19 protein-coding genes are annotated in these 20422 nt (G+C 68.1%); 13 read left to right on the top strand and 6 right to left on the bottom strand.

Translation table 11 applies throughout. The annotated features are described in order from the left end of the window. Window positions 1-12 precede the first annotated feature (12 nt). Entirely contained in the window at window positions 13-963 is a 951-nt protein-coding gene (secF, locus tag ACP26O_RS03265) for a protein translocase subunit SecF (RefSeq protein WP_011656006.1), read from the top strand. Between the two features lie 98 nt (window positions 964-1061). On the opposite strand, the gene ACP26O_RS03260 is transcribed toward secF, so the two are convergent. From ACP26O_RS03260 to ACP26O_RS03245, 4 genes are all read right to left on the bottom strand, one after another. Further along, entirely contained in the window at window positions 1062-2339 is a 1278-nt protein-coding gene (locus ACP26O_RS03260) for an MFS transporter (protein WP_165750895.1), read from the bottom strand. 157 nt (window positions 2340-2496) lie between these two features. Beyond that, the gene (locus ACP26O_RS03255) at window positions 2497-3078 is read right to left on the bottom strand and encodes a YceI family protein (RefSeq protein WP_041491319.1); all 582 of its coding nucleotides are present in this window, start codon (window positions 3076-3078) and stop codon (window positions 2497-2499) included. Window positions 3079-3143: 65 nt separating this feature from the next. Next, window positions 3144-3704, bottom strand: a complete 561-nt coding sequence (locus ACP26O_RS03250) for a YceI family protein (RefSeq protein WP_175665295.1) — start codon at window positions 3702-3704, stop codon at window positions 3144-3146. 8 nt (window positions 3705-3712) lie between these two features. Continuing rightward, window positions 3713-4273 (bottom strand): cytochrome b, encoded by a 561-nt coding sequence (locus ACP26O_RS03245; RefSeq protein WP_175661494.1) that lies wholly within the window; start codon window positions 4271-4273, stop codon window positions 3713-3715. Window positions 4274-4531: 258 nt separating this feature from the next. On the opposite strand from ACP26O_RS03245, the gene ACP26O_RS03240 reads away from it, so the two are divergent. From ACP26O_RS03240 to ACP26O_RS03205, 8 genes are all read left to right on the top strand, one after another. After that, window positions 4532-5194 carry a paraquat-inducible protein A gene (locus ACP26O_RS03240; RefSeq protein WP_175661495.1) on the top strand — a complete coding sequence of 221 codons (663 nt, stop codon included), beginning with the start codon at window positions 4532-4534 and terminating at the stop codon, window positions 5192-5194. Continuing rightward, entirely contained in the window at window positions 5191-5820 is a 630-nt protein-coding gene (locus ACP26O_RS03235; protein ID WP_012363120.1) for a paraquat-inducible protein A, read from the top strand. Before ACP26O_RS03240 ends, ACP26O_RS03235 begins: the two co-directional genes overlap by 4 nt. Next, window positions 5813-7432 (top strand): intermembrane transport protein PqiB, encoded by a 1620-nt coding sequence (locus ACP26O_RS03230; protein WP_011655999.1) that lies wholly within the window; start codon window positions 5813-5815, stop codon window positions 7430-7432. Before ACP26O_RS03235 ends, ACP26O_RS03230 begins: the two co-directional genes overlap by 8 nt. Then, window positions 7429-8163: a PqiC family protein gene (locus tag ACP26O_RS03225; RefSeq protein ID WP_175665296.1), complete on the top strand. Its 735-nt coding sequence runs from the start codon at window positions 7429-7431 to the stop codon at window positions 8161-8163. Before ACP26O_RS03230 ends, ACP26O_RS03225 begins: the two co-directional genes overlap by 4 nt. Window positions 8164-8663: 500 nt before the next feature. Further along, a complete protein-coding gene (locus ACP26O_RS03220; protein ID WP_175665297.1) occupies window positions 8664-10787 on the top strand; it encodes a site-specific recombinase in 2124 nt (707 codons plus the stop codon). Window positions 10788-10953: 166 nt separating this feature from the next. Next, window positions 10954-12252, top strand: a complete 1299-nt coding sequence (locus tag ACP26O_RS03215; RefSeq protein WP_175665298.1) for a THUMP domain-containing class I SAM-dependent RNA methyltransferase — start codon at window positions 10954-10956, stop codon at window positions 12250-12252. Window positions 12253-12550: 298 nt separating this feature from the next. Then, on the top strand, window positions 12551-12955 hold the full coding sequence (locus tag ACP26O_RS03210; protein WP_006751908.1) for a VOC family protein: 405 nt from the start codon (window positions 12551-12553) through the stop codon (window positions 12953-12955). A gap of 73 nt (window positions 12956-13028) precedes the next feature. Next, entirely contained in the window at window positions 13029-13715 is a 687-nt protein-coding gene (locus tag ACP26O_RS03205; RefSeq protein ID WP_006751907.1) for a helix-turn-helix transcriptional regulator, read from the top strand. A 93-nt stretch (window positions 13716-13808) separates the two neighbouring features. On the opposite strand, the gene ACP26O_RS03200 is transcribed toward ACP26O_RS03205, so the two are convergent. Continuing rightward, window positions 13809-14732: a carbon-nitrogen hydrolase family protein gene (locus tag ACP26O_RS03200; protein WP_166724772.1), complete on the bottom strand. Its 924-nt coding sequence runs from the start codon at window positions 14730-14732 to the stop codon at window positions 13809-13811. Between the two features lie 85 nt (window positions 14733-14817). Here ACP26O_RS03200 and ACP26O_RS03195 point away from each other — a divergent pair, with 85 nt between their 5' ends. From ACP26O_RS03195 to ACP26O_RS03180, 4 genes are all read left to right on the top strand, one after another. After that, window positions 14818-15738, top strand: a complete 921-nt coding sequence (locus tag ACP26O_RS03195) for a LysR family transcriptional regulator (protein ID WP_175665299.1) — start codon at window positions 14818-14820, stop codon at window positions 15736-15738. Window positions 15739-16185: 447 nt separating this feature from the next. Next, window positions 16186-16695 carry an NUDIX hydrolase gene (locus tag ACP26O_RS03190; RefSeq protein ID WP_006751904.1) on the top strand — a complete coding sequence of 170 codons (510 nt, stop codon included), beginning with the start codon at window positions 16186-16188 and terminating at the stop codon, window positions 16693-16695. Continuing rightward, entirely contained in the window at window positions 16692-17846 is a 1155-nt protein-coding gene (mnmA, locus tag ACP26O_RS03185) for a tRNA 2-thiouridine(34) synthase MnmA (RefSeq protein ID WP_175665300.1), read from the top strand. Before ACP26O_RS03190 ends, mnmA begins: the two co-directional genes overlap by 4 nt. A 112-nt stretch (window positions 17847-17958) precedes the next feature. Then, window positions 17959-19578, top strand: a complete 1620-nt coding sequence (locus tag ACP26O_RS03180) for an FMN-binding glutamate synthase family protein (protein WP_426356289.1) — start codon at window positions 17959-17961, stop codon at window positions 19576-19578. A 105-nt stretch (window positions 19579-19683) separates the two neighbouring features. Here the strand turns inward: ACP26O_RS03180 and ACP26O_RS03175 are convergent, their stop codons facing one another. Beyond that, window positions 19684-20298, bottom strand: a complete 615-nt coding sequence (locus tag ACP26O_RS03175; protein ID WP_041489763.1) for a glutathione S-transferase family protein — start codon at window positions 20296-20298, stop codon at window positions 19684-19686. Between the last annotated feature and the right edge of the window lie 124 nt (window positions 20299-20422).

The following is a 20422-nucleotide window of genomic DNA, read 5'->3' as shown; positions in this document are numbered from 1 at the left end:
GGAGACGAAGCCATGGAATTTTTCCGCATCCGTAAAGACATTCCGTTCATGCGGCACGCGCTGGTGTTCAACGTGATCTCGCTGGTCACGTTCCTCGCCGCCGTGTTCTTCCTGTTCCACCGCGGGCTGCACCTGTCCGTCGAATTCACCGGCGGTACGGTGATCGAGGTCCAGTATCAGCAGGCCGCGCAGCTCGAACCCGTGCGCGCGACGCTCGGCAAGCTCGGCTACGCCGATGCGCAGGTGCAGAACTTCGGCACGTCGCGCAACGTGCTGATCCGCCTGCAGCTGAAGGAAGGCCTCACGTCCGCGCAGCAGAGCGATCAGGTGATGACCGCACTGAAGGCGCAGAGCCCCGACGTGTCGCTGCAGCGCGTCGAGTTCGTCGGCCCGCAGGTCGGCCGCGAGCTCGCGACCGACGGTCTCCTCGCGCTCGCGTGCGTCGTGATCGGCATCGTGATCTACCTGTCGATCCGCTTCGAATGGAAGTACGCGGTCGCCGGCATCATCGCGAACCTGCACGACGTCGTGATCATTCTCGGCTTCTTCGCGTTCTTCCAGTGGGAGTTCTCGCTGGCGGTGCTCGCGGCGATCCTCGCGGTGCTCGGCTACTCGGTCAACGAGTCGGTCGTCATCTTCGACCGGATCCGCGAAACGTTCCGCCGCGAACGCAGGATGAGCGTGTCGGAAGTGATCAACCACGCGATCACGACGACGATGTCGCGCACGATCATCACGCACACGTCGACGGAAATGATGGTGCTGTCGATGTTCTTCTTCGGCGGCCCGACGCTGCACTACTTCGCGCTCGCGCTGACGGTCGGCATCATGTTCGGCATCTACTCGTCGGTGTTCGTCGCGGGCTCGCTCGCGATGTGGCTCGGCATCAAGCGCGAAGACCTGATCAAGGAAAAGAAAGGCGCGCACGATCCGGACGATCCGAACGCGGGCGCGCAGGTTTGAGCCCGCGCCGTTTCGGCTGATACTAGAAGGCCGGTCCTGTTGGACCGGCCTTTTTTCATGCACGCGGCGGTCCACCCTCCACCCGCGTCACCGCCACTTCACCGAAACCCGAACCGCCGCCGCAGCACGAACAGCGCCGCGAGGCTCAGCACGGCCGCGAACATCAGGTAGAAGCTCGGCGCGGTCTTCATCCCGGTCGCGCGGATCAGCCACGCGATGATGAACGGCCCGAAGCCGCCGAAGATCGTCACCGCGACGTTATACGCGAGCGACATTCCGGTCGTGCGCGTCTGCACCGGAAACACTTCCGACAACAGGCCCGGCAACGCCGCGAAATAGCCGGTCATCAGGAACGCGAGCAGCACCTGCAGCGCGATCAGCGTGCCGAAGCCCGGATGCGCGACCAGGTACGCGAATGCCGGATAGATCAGCACGAGAATGCCGAGCGCCGGCGCGATCATCACGCGCACGCGGCCGTAGCGATCCGACCAATGGCCGACGAGCGGCGCGAACGCCATCTGGATCACGCCGACGACGAGGATCGCCGCGAACGCGGCCGACGGCGCGAGGCCGAGCTGCTTCACGCCGTAGGTCGGCATGAACAGCACGAGATAGGTCGCGACGGTGCCGAGCACGACCACGCCCATCGCGGCGACGAGCCGCGCCTTGTGCGACGCGAACGTGTCGCGCAACGGGGTCGCGGTGCTTTCGGCCGCGAGGAATTCGGGCGTCTCGTCGACCTTCGAGCGGATGTAGTACGCGACGGGCCCGAGCAGCAGCCCGAAGAAGAACGGAATGCGCCAGCCCCACGCGGCCATCTGGTCGGCCGTGAGCTGCGCGTTCAGCACGGTGCCGAAACCGGCGGCAAGCAGTGTCGTGAGGCCCTGGCTCGCGACCTGCCAGCTCGCGAAGAAGCCGCGCCGCCCCGGCACGTGCTCGGCCAGGAACGCGGTCGCGCTGCCGAATTCGCCGCCCGCCGAGAAACCCTGCATCAGCCGTGCGGCGACGAGGATCAGCGGCGCCGCGACGCCGATCGTCCCGTAGGTCGGCAGCACCGCGATGACGAGCGTACCGGCCATCATCAGCAGGATCGACAGCGTGAGCGCGGCCTTGCGGCCCGCGCGGTCGGCATAAGCGCCGAGCACGATCGCGCCGAGCGGACGCATGAAGAACGACACGCCGAACGTGCCGAGCGTAAGCAGCAGCGACACGGTGTCGTTGCCGGCCGGAAAGAACAGCTTCGAGATCGTGACCGCGAAGAAGCCGTAGACGACGAGGTCGAACCACTCGAGCGCGTTGCCGATCGATGCGGCGACCACCGCGCGCCACACGCGCGGCGACGAGGCAATGGAGCTGGACTGCGTGACGGCGTGCATCGGCGATCTCCTTGTCGTTGTACGTTCTGTCCGACGCGCCGTTCCCGCGCCGCGAGCTGTGCCGACGATTATAGGCGCGCAAAAAAAACCGCCGCGACCCCGGGAACGGGGGCGCGGCGGTGTACACGCAACGCGGCGGCCGGTGCCGCCGGGCGCGTTACTGCTGCTTGACGGCTTCGGCCGTGATCAGCAGCTTCGTCTTCATCTTGAAGCCGTATTGCTTGCCGTAGTCGAGGCCGAAATCGTCGCGGCTGAATTCGCCGATCGCGTCGACGCCGCACACTTCACGCTTGAGCATCGGGTGCGGCATGCACTTGAACGAATCGATCTTCAGCGTGACCGGCTTCGTGACGCCATGCAGCGTCAGGTTGCCGACCACCGACACGGGCTTGTCGCCGTCGAACTTGATCGTGCCTTTGTAGTTCGCCTGCGGGAACTTGGCGGCGTCGAAGAATTCGCCCGTCTGCAGGTGCTCGTCGAGCTTCGTGCTGCCCGTGTGGATCGACGCGATGTCGGTCGTCACGTCGACCGTACCGGTCTTCGCCGCGCGGTCGAGCGTCACGGTGCCGCTCGACTTATCGAACTTGCCGCGCCAGACCGACAGGCCGCCGAAGTGGTCGGCCTCGAAGCTCGGGTACGTGTGGCTCGGGTCGAACTGGTACGTCGCGGTGTCGGCGAATGCCGAGAACGACAGCGAGGCGGCCAATGCGCCGGCGGCGATGATCAGATGCTTTTTCAAACTCATTCTCCTGTGAACAGCGCCGCGCCCTCGCGCGGCATTCGGGTAATGCAACAGCGCGCCGTTTACTTCGTGGCGACGAGATGGAACTTGATCTGCACTTCGTCGGCGACGATCGACGTGTCCTTCCACTCGCCGGTGCCGACGTTGAACGCCGAACGCTTGATCGGCAGCACGCCGTCGAAGGTCTGCGTCGCGCCGTTCTGCGAGACAGTGACGGGCACCGTGACGGTCTCGGACTTGCCCTTGATCGTCAGCTTGCCGGTCACGTTGTACTTGTTGCCGCCCGCCGGCGCGATCGCCGACGACGCGAAGGTCGCCTGCGGATACGTCTTCGCGTCGAACCAGTCCTTGCCCGCGACCTGGTCGTTGTACATCTTGTCGCCAAGGTCGAAGCTCGCGATGTCGATCGACATCTGCGCGCTGCCCTGCGCGGCCTTCGCCGGGTCGAACTTCACCTGCGCGGAGAACTTCTTGAATGCGCCTTCGGTCGGCACGTTCATCTGCTTCGACACGGCGGACACCTTGCTCTTCGCGAGATCGACGTCGGCATGCGCCGCGCCCGACGCGACAAGTGCCGCCGCGGCGAACGCGGTCAGCATGGAGCGGGAGAAAGACACTTTCATGGGATCCTTCATTTGGCAAAGGGAAGCATCCGCGACAGCAGGCCGTCGCGGTCCAACACCTGGTGCTTGAGCGCCGCGAGCACGTGCAGCGAAACGAGCGCAAGCAGAATGTAATTCAAAGACACGTGAAGCGTCTTGAACGTTTCCTTCAACACCGGATCGGGGTCGATCAGGCGCGGCAACGGCACGATGCCGAGGTAGACGACCGGGATGTTCGACGCCGAGCTGTACAGGTAGCCGGTCACCGGGATCACGAGCATCAGCACGTACAGCAGGATGTGCACGCCGTGCGACGCCGCCCGCTGCCATGCCGGCGTATTGCCCGGCAGCGCCGGCGACGCATGGGTCGCACGCCACAGCACGCGCACGACCGCCAGCGCGAACGCCGTCACGCCGATCCACTTGTGCCACGAGAAATACTTCAGCTTGGTCGGCGTGAAACCGGGGATGTCCGTCATCACCCAGCCGAGCGCGAAGCCGCAGACGATCAGCAGCGCGATCAGCCAATGCAGCGCGATCGCGGTCTGCGTGTAACGTGCCGGCCGGGCCGGCAGCGAATTCGATGCCATCTTGGTTTCCTCAGTTGAGCGAACGGCCGCGCCGGTAAATTCGTCCGACGCTTGCCACGGCCGCCATGCTACCGCAACCTTTTGTGCTGCGCGGACTCTGAGGACAGGCGCGCCAGCCGGCCGCCATGTTGATGCCATGTTACCGATCGGTCACCCGATAACGGAACGTTGACGCGCCGAAAAGGCCGTTTTGGTAAGATTGGCGCGGCTTCCGGCCCCGTCGGCACACGTTTCCGCCGTCACGCAACCGCCTCCTCCATGCAACGATACGACCTGATTGCCTGCCACGAATGCGACGCACTGTTGCATAAACCGCGCCTGAGCGGTCGCGAAATCGCGCGCTGCCCGCGCTGCGACGCGCTGCTCTACCGCAACAGCACCACGCAGATCGAACGCATCAGCGCGCTCGCGGTCGCGGCCCTGGTCACGTTCATCATCGCGCAGACCTTCCCGATCCTCGAGATGGACCTGAACGGCACGCGCGTGCAAACCACCTTGCTCGGCGCGATCGAGTCGCTGTGGCACCAGGGCATGGAAGTCGTCGGCGTCATGGTGTTCTGCTCGACCGTGCTGTTTCCGCTCGTCGAGATGGCCGCGCTGCTTTACGTGCTGCTGCCGATCCGCCGCGGCGTCGTGCCGCCCGGCCTCAACCTGGTGCTGCGCACGATCCAGCTCGTGCGGCCGTGGGGGATGATCGAGGTACTCATGCTCGGCATCGTCGTGACGATCGTGAAGATGGTGAGCCTCGCGCGCGTCGTGCCCGACGCCGCGCTGTTCGCGTTCGGCGCGCTCACGCTGATGACGGCCGTCGTGCTGATGTTCGATCCGCGCACGCTGTGGGACATCGCCGACGACCTGCGCGCCGGCCGCGCGCCCGGGCAGCCCGACGGCGCCGCGCCGCCGCAAGACCCCCGCCGATGACGACGCCGAACGCGGCCCGCGAGGGCTATGCCAGCTGTCACGCATGCGGGCTGGTGCAGACGATCGATCATCCGCATGCGCGTTGCGCGCGCTGCGGCAGCAGGCTCCATTTCCGTACGCCGGACAGCATCATGCGCACCTGGGCGCTGCTGCTCGCGGCCGCGATCCTCTATATCCCGGCGAACCTGCTGCCGATCATGCGCACGTCGTCGATCGTCGGCTCGCAGGAAGACACGATCATGAGCGGCGTCATCTATTTCTGGACGTCGGGCGACTGGCCGCTCGCCGTCGTCGTGTTCGTCGCCAGCATTCTCGTGCCGATGCTCAAGCTCGGCGTGCTGCTGATCCTCGTGATCAGTTCGCAGCGCCGCACCACGTGGCGACCGCTGCAGCGCACGCTGCTGTACCGGATCGTCGAGCGGATCGGCCGCTGGTCGATGCTCGACATCTTCGTCGTGACGCTGACCGTCGCGCTCGTCCATTTCCGTTCGCTCGCCGTCATCACGGCCGGCCCCGGCGCACTCGCGTTCGGCTCGGTCGTGATCCTGACGATGCTCGCGTCGATGCAGTTCGATCCCCGTCTGATCTGGGATCCAGTCGAAACCTCAGGGAAACACCATGAATAGTCCGCAAGGCCCGCAGCACGACGCGTCCCGGCCGCCCGACCCGTCGATCTCGACGAAAAGCGGCTGGCTGCCGTCGCTCGTCTGGCTCGTGCCGCTGATCGCCGCGCTGATCGGCATCGGCCTCGTCGTCAAGTCCGTGCGCGAACGCGGCCCGGAAATCTCGATCAGCTTCCACAGCGCGGAAGGCCTCGAGCCGGGCAAGACGCAGGTCAAGTACAAGGACGTCGAGATCGGCATGGTCAAGACGATCAAGCTGTCGAAAGACCTGTCGCGCGTGCTCGTCCAGGTGCAATTGAAGAAGGAAGCCGAGGACTTCGCGGTCAAGGGCTCGCGCTTCTGGATCGTGCGTCCGCGCGTCGGCGCGACCGGCGTGTCGGGGCTCGGCACGCTGCTGTCGGGCGCGTACATCGGCGTCGACGGCGGCCACGGGCAGGACACGCAGACCGACTTCACCGGGCTCGAATCCCCGCCGGCCGTGACCGGCGACCAGAAGGGCACGCAGTACGTGCTGCGCGGCGATTCGCTCGGCTCGGTCGACATCGGCTCGCCCGTCTACTACCGCCGCGTGCAGGTCGGGCAGGTGGTCGGCTTCTCCCTCGACAAGGACGGCACGGGCGTCACCTTCAACGTGTTCGTCAATGCACCGTACGACCAGTACGTCGGCGTGAACTCGCGCTGGTGGCAGGCGAGCGGGGTCGATCTGCGGCTCGATTCGAGCGGCCTGAAGCTGAACACGCAGTCGCTCGCGACGGTGATCCTCGGCGGCATCGCGTTCCAGACGCCGCCGAACCAGGGCACGGGCGCGACCGCGCCGAACAACACGACCTTCCGCCTCGGCTCCGACGAGGGCGACGCGATGCGCGATCCGGACGGCCAGCCGCTGCAGGTCGTGATGAACTTCAACCAGTCGCTGCGCGGGCTCGCCGTGGGCGCGCCGGTCGACTTCCGCGGCATCGTGCTCGGCGAAGTGACGAACATCGGCATCGACTACGATCCGAAGACCAAGAACTTCCTGATGCCGGTCACGATGAACGTGTATCCGGAGCGGCTTGGCCGGCGGTTCCGCGAAACGATCGAGAGCCAGGGCGAACCGGCCCGCCGCGACATCGTCGAGCGCCTCGTCAAGCACGGACTGCGCGGCCAGCTGCGCACCGGCAACCTGCTGACGAGCCAGCTGTACGTCGCGCTCGACTTCTTCCCGAAGGCGCCCCCCGCGAAAATCGACACCACCCGCCAGCCGCTCGAGCTGCCGACGGTGCCGAACACGCTCGACGAGCTGCAGCTGCAGGTCGCCGACATCGCGAAGAAGCTCGACAAGGTGCCGTTCGACCAGATCGGCGCGAATCTGAACAGCGCGCTGTCGAACGCTGACAAGCTGTTCAAGCAGCTCGACACGCAGATCGCGCCGCAAGCGCGCGACACGCTGTCGGCCGCGCAGCAGACCTTCTCGACCGCCCAGGCGACGCTGCAGCAGGATTCGCCGCTGCAGTCCGACGTGCGCGGCGCGCTGAAGGAGCTCACGCGCACGCTGCAATCCCTGAACGCGCTCGCCGACTATCTGGAGCGCCACCCCGAATCGCTGCTCAAGGGCAAGCCAGGAGATCAACAATGACGACACGCGTGAACGGTTTCGCGAGCGGCGCGGCGGCGGCTGTCGCCGTGCTCGCGCTCGCCGCGTGCAGCTCGCCGCCCGCGCGGTTCTACACGCTGAGCCCGGCCGGCGCCACGGCCACCGTGCGCACCGCGCCGGCCAACCCGCCGTTCCTGATCGAGGTGCCGTCCGTCGGCGTGCCCGAACAGGTCGCGAAGAACCAGCTCGTCGTGCAGAAGAATGGCGCGCAGGTCGACGTGCTCGAACAGGAGCGCTGGGCCGCGCCGCCCGCCGACGAGATCCGCCGCGCGCTGTCCGACGATCTCGCCACGCAGCTCGACACGATCGACGTCGTGAATTCCGCGTACCCGGTCGGCGTGCCCGTCTATCGGATCAGCGTGAACCTGCAGCGCTTCGATTCGTGGCCCGGCAAGCGGGCGGCGATCGATGCGGTGTGGAGCGTGCGCGCGCTCGGCACGCAGGCGGTGATGACGTGCCGCACGAGCGTCGCGGAACCGGTCGGCGATGGCTACGACGCGCTCGTCGCCGGCCACCGGCGCGCGCTCGACGTGATTGCGTCGCAGGCAGCGGCCGGCGTGCGCGCGATGGCCGCGCAGCGCGATGCGATGGCGACGGCGACGGCCACCCGGACCGCGTCGGCCAAGGCAACGGCCGCCGCGCCCGTGCTGCCCTGCCCGGCCAATCCGACGCCAGGCGGCGACGCGGGCGCGGGCGGGAAGTCCGGCGCGTAAGCGTGCGGCGCGCGGGCCGGCGTCCGGTGGATTCGCACCTGCCACCGGATTCGGCACGCGCCGCCCGATAGCGCCCGTCGGCGGCGATCCGCGTGCGTGCCGCCGCGCACGCGCCGCCGCCGCCATCGCCGATGCAGCCGCCCCCGCGCATCATCCATCGGCCGGACGGCCGCTTTGCACTGTTTGTCAAAATCCGCCGGAACCGGCGCCAGGCCATTCGGTCGGCTTGCGTTTTCGCGCCCGATTGACGATCCTACGCACTTTCCGGCTCGCGCCGCCTGTCGTGCGCGCCAGCCGGCGGCGATCCGCCCCTGTTCGGTGCGGTCGCCGCGTCTCCCGGGCGCCCGCGCGCGAACCGCGTGCACCGCATCGGGGCAGCCGCATCGCGGGTCGCCGCGTATTTCCGGCCACCTGACCAGCCTTACCGTTCCCCCGGCGCCGTGCCGTGTTCCCGGCCGGCACCCCGAACCCGCCCGTCCAGGGCTTTCGCTATTCCGTTTATGTTTCGTTCCCTGACGACCCTGATCAAGAAGTGGCGCGCGTCGCGCAGTACGGGCCACCAGCTCGACGCGCTGCTCGCGCATGCCGACGCGGACGCGTCGTACGCCGAGCGCAGCGAATGGCTGATCGAGCTCGCGCACTGGCTGCGCCGCAACGGCGCGGTGCAGCCCGCGCCGGACGCGACGGCCGCGCACGACGCCGACACGCGCACGTATCCGGCACACGCGCGGCTGCGCTACCTGTTCCACGTGCTCGACCGCAATCCCGTGTGGAAATCGCACGCGGCGCGCATCCTGCGCGGGATCCTGCGCGAATGCGACGGCATCTCGCTGCTGTGCGACGCGGGGATGCCGGTGCATTCCGGCTTCTTCGGCGCGCTGTTCGAGCGGATCGACTCGTCGCTGATCCCGCCCGCGCCGAACCGCCGCGAGCTGAGCGCGCTGTTCACGCTGATGTTCCCGGCGCCGGAAGACGCGCAATGGATCGACGCGCTGCCCGACGACCTGCTCGCCCGCCTCGCCGACCTGAATTCGTACGACGTCACCGACGAAGAACGCCACGAGCCCGGCTCGTTCTCGCGCGACCTGCTGGCCGCGCTGCACAACCTGACTTGCCAGATCAGCTCGACCGGCCTGTCGCAGACGGTGCGCAGCCGCCTGTCCGACGACGACGCGCGCAAGCCGCTCGAAACGCAGCCGTTCTACCGCCTCACGCGCGCGATGCTCGCGGTCGAGACCGCGCACGCGGCCGTCGAGGACGGCGGCGATCCGAGCAAGCTGCTGCACGAGGTGAACTACCTGCGCGTGCTGCTCGACGAATGCCGGACCGCGGTCGACGACGTGTTCACGCACCTGTACCGCAACGGCGTGTCGGTCGACATCGTGTTCCAGGTCGAGCGGATGCGCATGCGCATCCTGCGCGCCGAAACGCTGCTCAACGCGTGGATGGCGCGCGACGACCTGCGCGGGATGGCGCGCCTGACGGCCGAGCTCGTCGACGCGAACCAGAACAGCCAGAGCGTGTCGCACCTCGTGCGCAGCAACTTCTCGCTGTTCGCGCGCAAGCTGGTCGAGACCAACGCGGACACCGGCGAGCACTACATCTCGCGCGGCCGCGCCGAATACCTGAAGATGCTGCGGATGGCCGCGGGCGGCGGCCTCGTCACCGTCGTGACCGTGTGCGTGAAGTTCGCGATCACCGGCGCGCATCTCCAGTCGATGCTCGAAGGGCTGCTCGCGGGCATCAACTACGCGGCGAGCTTCATGCTGATGCACTTCCTGCACTTCACGCTCGCGACCAAGCAACCCGCGATGACCGCGCCGACGCTCGCGCGCGAGCTCGACGAAACCGGTCACGACGAAGGCGTGAAGGCGTTCGTCGCGTCGGTGATCGCGCTGATCCGCACGCAGGCGGCGGCGATCTCCGGCAACGTGCTCGTCGTGCTGCCCGTGTGCCTGCTCGTGCAGTTGTTCGCGAGCCACCTGCTGCACGGCAACCTGATCTCGCCGGAAAAGGCGCACGCCACGCTGCATTCGTTCTCGCTGCTGGGCCCGACGCCGTTCTATGCCGCGCTCACGGGCGTGCTGCTGTGGTCGTCGAGCCTGCTCGCGGGCTGGGCCGACAACTGGTTCGTGCTGCACCGGGTCGGCGACGCGCTCACGTACAACCGCCGGCTGCGGCTCACGCTCGGCGCCTCGGGCGCCGCGAAGCTCGCGCATTTCTGCCGGTCGAACGTCGCGGGCGTGGTCGCGAACGTCGGCCTCGGCCTGATGCTCGGCCTGGTCCCGGCGATCGTCACGGTGTTCCTGTTCCCGTTCGAGGTGCGGCACGTGACGCTGTCGGCCGGCTCGATCGGGATCGCGCTCGGCGTGCTCGGCAAGGACGCGCTGAGTACGCCGGAGCTGTGGTGGGCCTGCGCCGGCGTGCTGAGCATGGCGATCCTCAACGTGCTCGTGAGCTTCGCGCTTGCGTTCACGATGGCCGTGCGCTCGCGCAGCCTGCGCCGCGCCAAGGTGCGCGCGCTGGTCGGCGCGATTATCCGCACGGTGCTGTCGAAGCCGTCCGCGCTGTTCTGGCCGGCCGGCGCCCCGGCCGCGCGGGCCGGCCAGCCGGACTCGCACTGACCGCGCGACGGTAGCGCGGCGCCCCGCCAGGGCGCCGCCGCGCAGGCTGCCCGGCCCGCGGGCGCGGCCGGCGCACGCGCGCCGGTGCCCCGAATCGGACGCAACACCGGCCGCGGCCGCCCACGCCGCGTACAATGGTGGACTTTTGCACGCCCTCACCCGCCTTATGTCCTCGCCCACCCTGTACGAATTCTTCGCTCCCTGCCCGCGCGGCCTCGAAGCGGTGCTTGCCGCCGAGCTGGCCGAAATCGCCGGCCGCCATCTGGACGGCGCGCCGTTCACCGCGGGCGCGCAGGTGCCGGGCGGCGTTCATTTCCGCGGCGGCTGGGCCGCCGGCATGGCCGCGAACCTCCATTCGCGGATTGCGAGCCGGATCCTGCTGAAGATCGCGCACCGCCCGTACCGTAACGAACAGGACGTCTACGCGCTCGCGCTCGAGCAGCCGTGGGAACGCTGGTTCGCGTCGACGCAGACGCTGCGCGTCGACATCACCGCGATCAAGTCGCCGCTGAAGAGCCTCGAATTCGCGACGCTGCGCGTGAAGGACGCGATCTGCGACCGGTTGCGCGAGAAGACGGGCTCGCGGCCGAGCATCGACACCGGCGCGCCGGACGTGCGCGTGTTCGCGTTCCTGACGGCCACCGAGTGCACGCTGTACCTCGATACGTCGGGCGAGCCGCTGTTCAAGCGCGGCTGGCGTCTCGACAAGGGCGCGGCGCCGCTGCGCGAGAACCTCGCGGCCGGCATCCTGCGCCTGACGGGCTGGACGCCCGGCACCCCGCTGTACGACCCGATGTGCGGCAGCGGCACGTTCCTCGCGGAAGCCGCGCAGATCGCGCTCGGCGTCGCGCCGGGCGTCGAGCGCCGTTTCGGCTTCGAAAAGCTCAAGCAGTACGACATCACCGCATGGCAGGGCCTGAAGGTCCCGGCGCTCGACGCGAAGCGCGCGGCGCGCGGCAAGCGCGAGGCGCTCGGCGTGTACGGCAGCGACATCTCCGGCGACATGCTCGAGAAGGCGCGCGCGAACCTCGAGCGCGCGGGCGTGCCGTCGGTGTGGCTCAAGCAGGTCGACGCGCGCGGCATGACGCCGCCGTGCGACGGCCCGGGCATCATCCTCGCGAACCCGCCGTACGGCGAGCGGATCGAGGTACGCGGCCGCAGTGCGCGCGGCGAGGTACGCGAGACCGGCCGCAACCGCGACAACGACGACGCATTCCGCCGCACCCACACCGACGCGCCGGACAGCGAGTTCTTCAATGCGCTCGGCGATGCGCTCAAGCAGCGCTTCACCGGCTGGCAGGCGTTCCTGCTGACCTCGGACCGTTCGCTGCCGGGCATGCTGCGGCTGCGCGAATCGGCGAAGACGCCGCTGTTCAACGGCGCGCTCGAATGCCGGCTGTTCCGCTTCGACCTGATCGCCGGCAGCGTGAAGGCACGCCCGGCCGCGCCGGAAGGCGACGCCTGACACGCGAAGCGGCCGCTGCGGCCGCCTGCTGACACCCTGACGACGCCCGGCATCCGCCGGGCGTTTTTCGTTGCGGGGCGCGGAGGCATGCGGGGCCGCGCCCGGCGCGCTTCGATGTGCCCTTCGATCCGCCCGTCCCATACGGTGCCGCCCGGCCGGGACGCCGGCGAAGCGACCTTTCGTCAGCACCGCCATGACTACTGACAGCACGCTGTCAGCAGCCTCCGATCACACTGCAATCCCGGCGCAATGCAAGGCTGGTTTCCATTAACAACCCGAACAACACAAGGAACTCGTCATGACGTCCGCAACTGCAACTGCAACCCTCGAACGTGCGATCGCGTGGTTCGACATCCCGTCCCTCGATTTCGACCGGGCGATCCGTTTCTACGAAACCGTGCTGCAAACGACGCTGCAGCGCGAAGTCATCGGCGGCGTGCCGATGGCCATGTTCGATCACGAAGCGTCGAGCACGGGCGGCAGCATCGTGTTCGATCCGCAGCAGATGAAGCCGAGCGCGAACGGCGTGCTCGTGTATCTGAACGCCGGCGAGTCGGTCGTCGCGGCGCTCGAACGCGCGAAGCGCGCGGGGGGCGTCGTGCAGGGCTCGGTCGTCGAGCTGCCGAACAACTACGGCTACATCGGCTACCTGATCGATACCGAAGGCAACCGCGTCGGCCTGCACGCGCCGAAATGCCACTGAGCGCGTCCACGATCCTGCCGGCGCGGCGCTATCATCGCGAAATTCCCGTCGCCGTTGGAGTCGAGGTGCACCCATGACGCGCCGTGCCGACCGTCTGTTCCAGATCGCCGAGCTGCTGCGCGGGCGGCGTCTCACGACCGCGCAGCAGCTCGCCGACTGGCTGTCGGTGTCGCCGCGCACGGTCTATCGCGACGTGCGCGACCTGCAACTGTCAGGGGTGCCGATCGAAGGCGAAGCCGGCATCGGCTACCGGCTGAACCGCAACGCGAGCCTGCCGCCGCTGACGTTCACTGCCGAGGAACTCGCGGCGCTCGCGGTCGGCGCGCGGATGCTCGAGACCTGGGGCGGCGCACGCTTCGCGGGTGGCGCACGCTCGGCGCTCGCGAAGATCGCATCGGCGATGCCGGCCGACAAGCGCACGGCGCTCGACCGCCTGCCGGTGTTCGCGCCGTCGTTCCACATCGACGAGACGTTCTGTGCGAAGGTCGACGCGATCCACCAGGCGGTCGACACGCACCACATCGTCAGCTTCGACTACCGCGACCGGCTCGGCGCGCACACGCGGCGCCGCGTGTGGCCGCTCGGGCTCGTCTACTGGGGCGGACGCTGGACGATCGGCGCGTGGTGCGAACTGCGCGGCGACTTCCGCACCTTCGACATCGCGCGCATGGGCGACATCACCGTGCACGAGCAGTTTCCAGACATGGAAGGCCGGCGGATCGCCGACTACATGCGGATCGCGGAAGCGCCGATGCGCTGACGCGCTGACGCGCGCGCGGCGGCAGCCGGATGCAGCCCCGCCGGCCCAGCCGCCATTCGAGCGCCGGGACGTGGGCGCCCCCGGCAACGCCCGTCAGCCCTCGAACACCACCGGCCGCTTCGGCCGCTCGTCGACGTGCAGCGAAAACACGTCGGCGCGCGCATAGTGCCCGACCACGTCGAAGTCGTAGCGCGCACGCACGAGTTCGTCGGTATCGATGCGCGCGGTCACGAGGCCGGCCTCGCCGATCAGCGGCTCCGTCAGCAGGTCGCCGAGCGGCCCGACGATCACGCTGCCGCCGCGGATCAGCGGCCGCTCGGGATCCCAGCCCGGCACGTCGATGCCGAGCGCGCGCGGCGACGGCTGCACCTGGCAAGCGCTCACGACGAAGCAGCGCCCCTCGTGCGCGATGTGCCTCATCGAGCTTTGCCACAGGTCGCGCTCGTCGACGGTCGGCGCACACCAGATCTGCACGCCTTTCGCATACATCGCGCAGCGCAGCAGCGGCATGTGGTTCTCCCAGCAGATCGCGGCACCCGCGCGGCCCGCGGCCGTGTCGACCACCGGGAGCGTCGAGCCGTCGCCCTGCCCCCAGATCAGCCGCTCGGTGCCGGTCGGCATCAGCTTGCGGTGCTTCGCGACAAGCCCGTCGCGCGGGTCGAAGAACAGCGCCGTGCAGTACAGCGTGCTGCCGCCGCGCTCGATCACGCCGACCACGAGGCTCGCGCCCGTGCGCTGCGACAGCGCGGCCAGTTCGTCGGTTTCGGGCCCCGGCACGTCGATCGCCTGCGCGGCGTAGCGCGCATACGCGTCGCGGCCTTCGGGCAACCGATAGCCGAGCCGCGTGCCGAAGCTCTCGCCTTTCGGATAGCCGCCGAGCACGGCCTCGGGCAGCACGACGAGCGACGCGCCGCTGTCGCGGATCGCGGTTTCGTAGCCGAGGATCGTGTCGAGCGTGGCGCGCGTGCCGGCGGGCGATGCGCCGATCTGCAGCGCGGCGATGACTGAGGTGGACATGGAGGCGTCTCCGGGTGAGTGAATGGGGTGACGCCATCTTTATCGATATCATTTCATCGATCAAATCGATACAACGATAACTGACATGAATGCGGATGATATCGCCGGGCTCGACCTGAACCTGCTGAAGGTGTTCGAGGCGCTGTACGAGGAAGGCGGCGCGAGCCGCGCGGCGCTGCGGCTCGGCCTCACGCAGTCGGCGGTCAGCGCGGCGCTCGCGCGGCTGCGGGTGATCTATGCCGATCCGCTGTTCGTGCGCACTGGCCGCGGGCTCGCGCCGACGCCGCGCGCGGACGAACTCAAGCCGATCCTGTCCGATGCGCTCGACCGCTGCCGCGAAAGCCTCGCGATCGCGGCCGACGGCGGCGAGCGGGTCGGCCGCACGATCTCGATCGGCTTGTCGGACGACTTCGAGATCGCGCTCGGCCGCGCTCTGATCGACGCCATCGCGCGGGAAGCCGCGGGCATCCGGCTGATCTTCCGGCAGACGCACAGCGGCATCGCGGGCGACGCGCTGCTGCGGCACGGCGTCGATCTCGCGATCGCGTCGGGCGGGTTCTCGGCCAACGGCCTGAGCCGGCGCGCAGTCGCGACGGGCGGCTACGCGTGCCTGATCGATCCGGCCGGCCGTGCCCGAGCGCCGCGCACGCTCGCGCTCGCCGAGTTCCTGCAGCGCGATCACCTGCTCGTATCGTCGGGCGGCGTGATCGGGATCGTCGACGAGGCGCTGGCCGCGCTCGGCCACAAGCGGCGCGTCGTGGCCTCGACCACGCACTTCGCGGCGCTGCCGTACCTGCTCGCCGGCTCCGCCACGGTGGCGACGATTCCGGCGCATGCTGCACGCGCGATCGCGCAGTCGACGTCGCTGCGCGCACTCGCGTGCCCGGTCGAGCTGCCGCGCTACCCGGTGGAGATCGGCTGGCGCACGAGCACGCAGCGCGACCCGGCGATCGTGCGCGTGCGGGATGCGATCGCCGGCTGTGTCGCGGCGATCGTCGCGCCGTGAAAAATGGGGGTGCGATTCGGCGTCTTCGGTCCGCTCGATCCGCGCGGTCCGCTCGCTTCGTTCGCTTCGTTCGCTTCGTTCGCTTCGTTCGCTTCGTTCGCTTCGTTCGCTTCGTTCGCTTCGTTCGCCTCGTTCGCCTCGTTCGTCTCGTTCGTCTCGTTCGCCTCGGGTCGTTCGGGTCGTTCGGGTCGTTCGGGTCGTTCGTCTCGTTCGCCTCGTTTGCCTCGTTTGCCTCGGGTCGTTCGGGTCGTTCGGGCCGTTCGATTCGATCCGTTCGATCCGTTCCGGCCGCTCCGGCCGCTCCGGCCGTTCGCCGCTAATGGCCGCGCCGCCGATCCGCACCACGACAAATCGGCCGCCCGTAGCCGCGCCCCGAACGACCAGGGTCGGATCCGCCCAACGAAGGGGGCCGGCAGCGTCCGGGCGCAACCGGTAAAATGCCGAACCATGAAACCCGAAATCTGGACCCCGCATGTGACCGTCGCAGCGCTCGTCGAGCGCGCCGGTCGCTTTCTCGTGATCGAGGAAGAAACCTCCACGGGCCTGCGCATCAACCAGCCGGCCGGCCATCTCGAAGCCGGCGAGACGCTCGCCGACGCCGTGATCCGCGAGACGCTCGAGGAAACCGCGCATCCGTTCGTGCCCGACGCGCTCGTCGGCGTCTATCTCGCGCACTACGACCGCCCCGGCACCGCCGGCGCGACCTACCTGCGCTTCACGTTCTGCGGCACGGCCGGCGAGCCGCTGCCCGGCCACGTGCTCGACGACGGCATCGTCCGCACGCTGTGGATGAGCGCCGACGAACTGCGCGCGTGCAGCGAGCGCCACCGCTCGCCGGCGGTGATGCGCTGCGTCGACGACTATCTCGCCGGGCGGCGCATCCCGCTCGATTTCCTGCATACGCATTCGGTCGCGCCGCGTCCGGACGCATTCGACCGCCAGGCGGTAAGCAAATGACCAAGCGCCGTGTAGTAGTGGGCATGTCGGGCGGCGTCGATTCGTCGGTGACCGCGTGGCTGCTGAAGGAACAAGGGTACGACGTGGTCGGCCTGTTCATGAAGAACTGGGAAGACGACGACGACGGCGAATACTGCTCGACGCGCCAGGACTGGATCGACGTCGTGTCGGTTGCCGACCTGATCGGCATCGACGTGGAAGCGGTGAACTTCGCGGCCGAGTACAAGGACCGCGTGTTCGCCGAATTCCTGCGCGAATACTCGGCCGGCCGCACGCCGAACCCCGACGTTCTGTGCAACGCCGAGATCAAGTTCAAGGCGTTCCTCGATCACGCGATGTCGCTCGACGCGGAAATGATCGCGACCGGCCACTACGCGCGCGTGCGCGAGCGCGACGGTCGCTTCGAACTGCTGAAGGCGTTCGATCATACGAAAGATCAGTCGTACTTCCTGCACCGGCTGAACCAGGCGCAACTGTCGAAGACGATGTTCCCGCTCGGCGAGATTCCGAAGACGAAGGTGCGCGAGATCGCCGCGCAGATCGGCCTGTCGAACGCGAAGAAGAAGGACTCGACGGGCATCTGCTTCATCGGCGAACGGCCGTTCCGCGACTTCCTGAACCGTTATCTTCCGACGAAACCGGGCCCGATGAAGACGCCGGACGGCAAGGTGATCGGCGAGCACATCGGCCTCGCGTTCTACACGTTCGGCCAGCGCAAGGGCATCGGCCTCGGCGGCAGCAAGGACGGCAGCGGCGAACCGTGGTTCGTCGCCGCGAAGGACATCGCGTCGAACACGCTGTACGTCGTGCAGGGCCACGACCATCCGTGGCTGCTGTCGCGCCAGCTCGTCGCCGGCAACGTGAGCTGGGTCGCGGGCGAGCCGCCGGCCGACGGCTTCTCGTGCGGCGCGAAGACGCGCTACCGACAGGCCGACGCCGCGTGCTCGTTCGGCCGGGGCGACGGCGAGCGCTTCTCGCTCGCGTTCGACGACGCGCAATGGGCGGTGACGCCCGGCCAGTCGGCCGTGCTGTACGACGGCGAGATCTGCCTGGGCGGCGGCATCATCGAGTTCGCGGCAACCGGCCAGCCCGGCCAGACGGCGCCGGCAGCGGCGGCGGGCCACGCGGGCGCGCTGGCCGAAGCACGCTGACATCCATTCGGTTTAGACTTGCGGCACGCCGCGCCCGGGGGAACACGATTCCGCCGCGGCCGGTGCGCCGCCGCGCAGCGTACGCATGGCGGCATTCTCTTACGGAGTCCCCATGCTTTCCAGACGCTACCTCGCGATGTGGTGCGCCGTGCTGTTGCTCGTCGCAGCGGCCGCCCTCGCGTCGATCCACGTGCTTTCCTGGCTGTGGATCATCATCCCCGTCGCCCTCGTCGCACTCGGCCTGTACGACCTGAAACAGGACCGTCACGCGATCCTGCGGAATTACCCGCTGTGGGGCCATTTCCGCTTCCTGTTCGAGTTCATTCGCCCCGAGATCCGCCAGTATTTCGTCGAGGACGACACCGACGAGAAACCGTTCTCGCGCGCGCAGCGCAGCCTCGTCTACCAGCGCGCGAAGAATGTCGCCGACAACCGCCCGTACGGCACCGAACTGAACGTGAAGGCCGTCGCGCACGAATGGATCAGCCACTCGCTCGCGCCGACGAAGCTGCCGAACCACGACTTCCGCATCCGGGTCGGCGCAAACCGCGCACAGCCCTACGACATCTCGATCTTCAACATCTCGGCGATGAGCTTCGGCTCGCTGTCCGCGAACGCGATCCGCTCGCTGAACCTCGGCGCGAAGAAAGGCGGTTTCGCGCACGACACCGGTGAAGGCTCGCTGTCGAAGTACCACCGCGAGAACGGCGGCGACATCATCTGGGAAATCGCGTCCGGCTACTTCGGCTGCCGCAGCGAAGACGGCACGTTCAACCCGGACAAGTTCGCGAAGCAGGCCGCCGACCCGCAGGTCAAGATGATCGAGATCAAGCTGTCGCAAGGCGCGAAGCCCGGCCACGGCGGCGTGCTGCCGGCCGCGAAGATCACGCCCGAGATCGCCGAGACGCGCGGCGTGCCGATGGGCAAGGACTGCATCTCGCCCGTGACGCACTCGGAATTCTCGACGCCGCGCGGGCTGCTCGAATTCGTCGAGCGACTGCGCACGCTGTCAGGCGGCAAGCCGACCGGCTTCAAGCTGTGCATCGGCCATCCGTGGGAGTTCTTCGGGATCGCGAAGGCGATGGTCGAGACGGGCATCGTGCCCGACTTCATCGTCGTCGACGGCGCGGAAGGCGGCACCGGCGCCGCGCCGCTCGAATTCACCGACCATGTCGGCGTGCCGCTGCAGGAAGGGCTGCTGCTGGTGCACAACACGCTCGTCGGGATCGGCGTGCGCGACCGCGTGAAGATCGGCGCGAGCGGCAAGATCATCACCGCGTTCGACATCGCGCGCACGCTCGCGATCGGCGCGGACTGGGTGAACTCGGCACGCGGCTTCATGTTCGCGGTCGGCTGCATCCAGGCGCAGCATTGCCACACCGACCGCTGCCCGACCGGCGTCGCCACGCAGGACCCGGTGCGCCAGCGCGCCCTCGTCGTGCCGGACAAGGCCGAGCGTGTGTACAACTTCCACCGCAATACGCTGCATGCGCTGCAGGAGCTCGTGCAGGCGGCCGGCCTCGGCCATCCGTCCGAGCTGCGCGCGCATCACATCGTGCAGCGCGTCGCGCCGCACGAGGTCCGGCTGATGTCGCAGCTGCTGAAGTACCTGAAGCCCGGCGCGCTGCTCGATGGCCAGACCTGCGGCTATTCGCTGTACGACAAGTGGTGGCCGATCGCGCGCAGCGATTCGTTCGTGCTCGGCGAAACCGTTTACGCGTCGATCGACTGACGCGTCGGACATGCGATCGCCCGTCGCCCGGGCGATCCGCCAAAGAGAAAAGCGCCCCGCGGGGCGCTTTTCTTTTGTCTGCTCGATCTGCCCGCCGGCAGCGGGTCAGGCTGGCGGCAGCGTGTCGGCGAAGGTCTGCCGCTGCGACAGCTTCACGAAATACTTGTCGAGGTTCGGATGGCGCTCGCGCCAGTTGAGCTCGGGCATCCGGAAGTCGAGGTAGCCAAGCGCGCAGCCGAGTGCGATGTCGGCGAGCGTGTAATGATTACCGACGCACCACGTCTTGCCGCCGAGGCCCTGCGACATCGCGACGAGGCCGTCGTCGATCTTGCGCTGCTGGCGCGCGATCCAGCTCGCGCTGCGCTGGGCTTCTTCACGCAGCGTGTGTTCGAGACGGATGGCGACGGCCGCGTCGAGCACGCCGTCGCCCAGCGCTTCCCAGCAACGCACTTCGACACGCTCGCGCCCCGACGGCGGAATCAGCTTGCCGACCGGCGACAGCGTATCGACGTATTCGCAGATCACGCGGGAATCGAACACCGCGGCACCATCTTCCATCACGAGACACGGGACCTTGCCGAGCGGATTCGATGCATGAATGTTCGTCTCCGGCGCCCACACGTTCTCGAGCTCCAGCTTGTAGTCGATCTTCTTTTCAGCAAGCACGATCCGCGCCTTGCGGACGAACGGGCTGCTGAGCGAACCGATTAATTTCATCATCTGCCTTTTTAAGGGAACCGCCGAGAGTATACGTTGTCGTCGATCATAACCGGCCGGCGCGGCCGGGTAGAAAATCGCCCATCCGGCCTGTGGATGGTTTGCAACAGCCGTCGCCGAGCCCCGT

Source organism: Burkholderia sp. R-40 (assembly GCF_049942845.1).
Taxonomy (GTDB): Bacteria; Pseudomonadota; Gammaproteobacteria; order Burkholderiales; family Burkholderiaceae; genus Burkholderia; species Burkholderia ambifaria.
The sequence above is the reverse complement of the archived record's forward strand: the minus strand, read 5'-3'. Positions and strand labels throughout refer to the sequence as shown.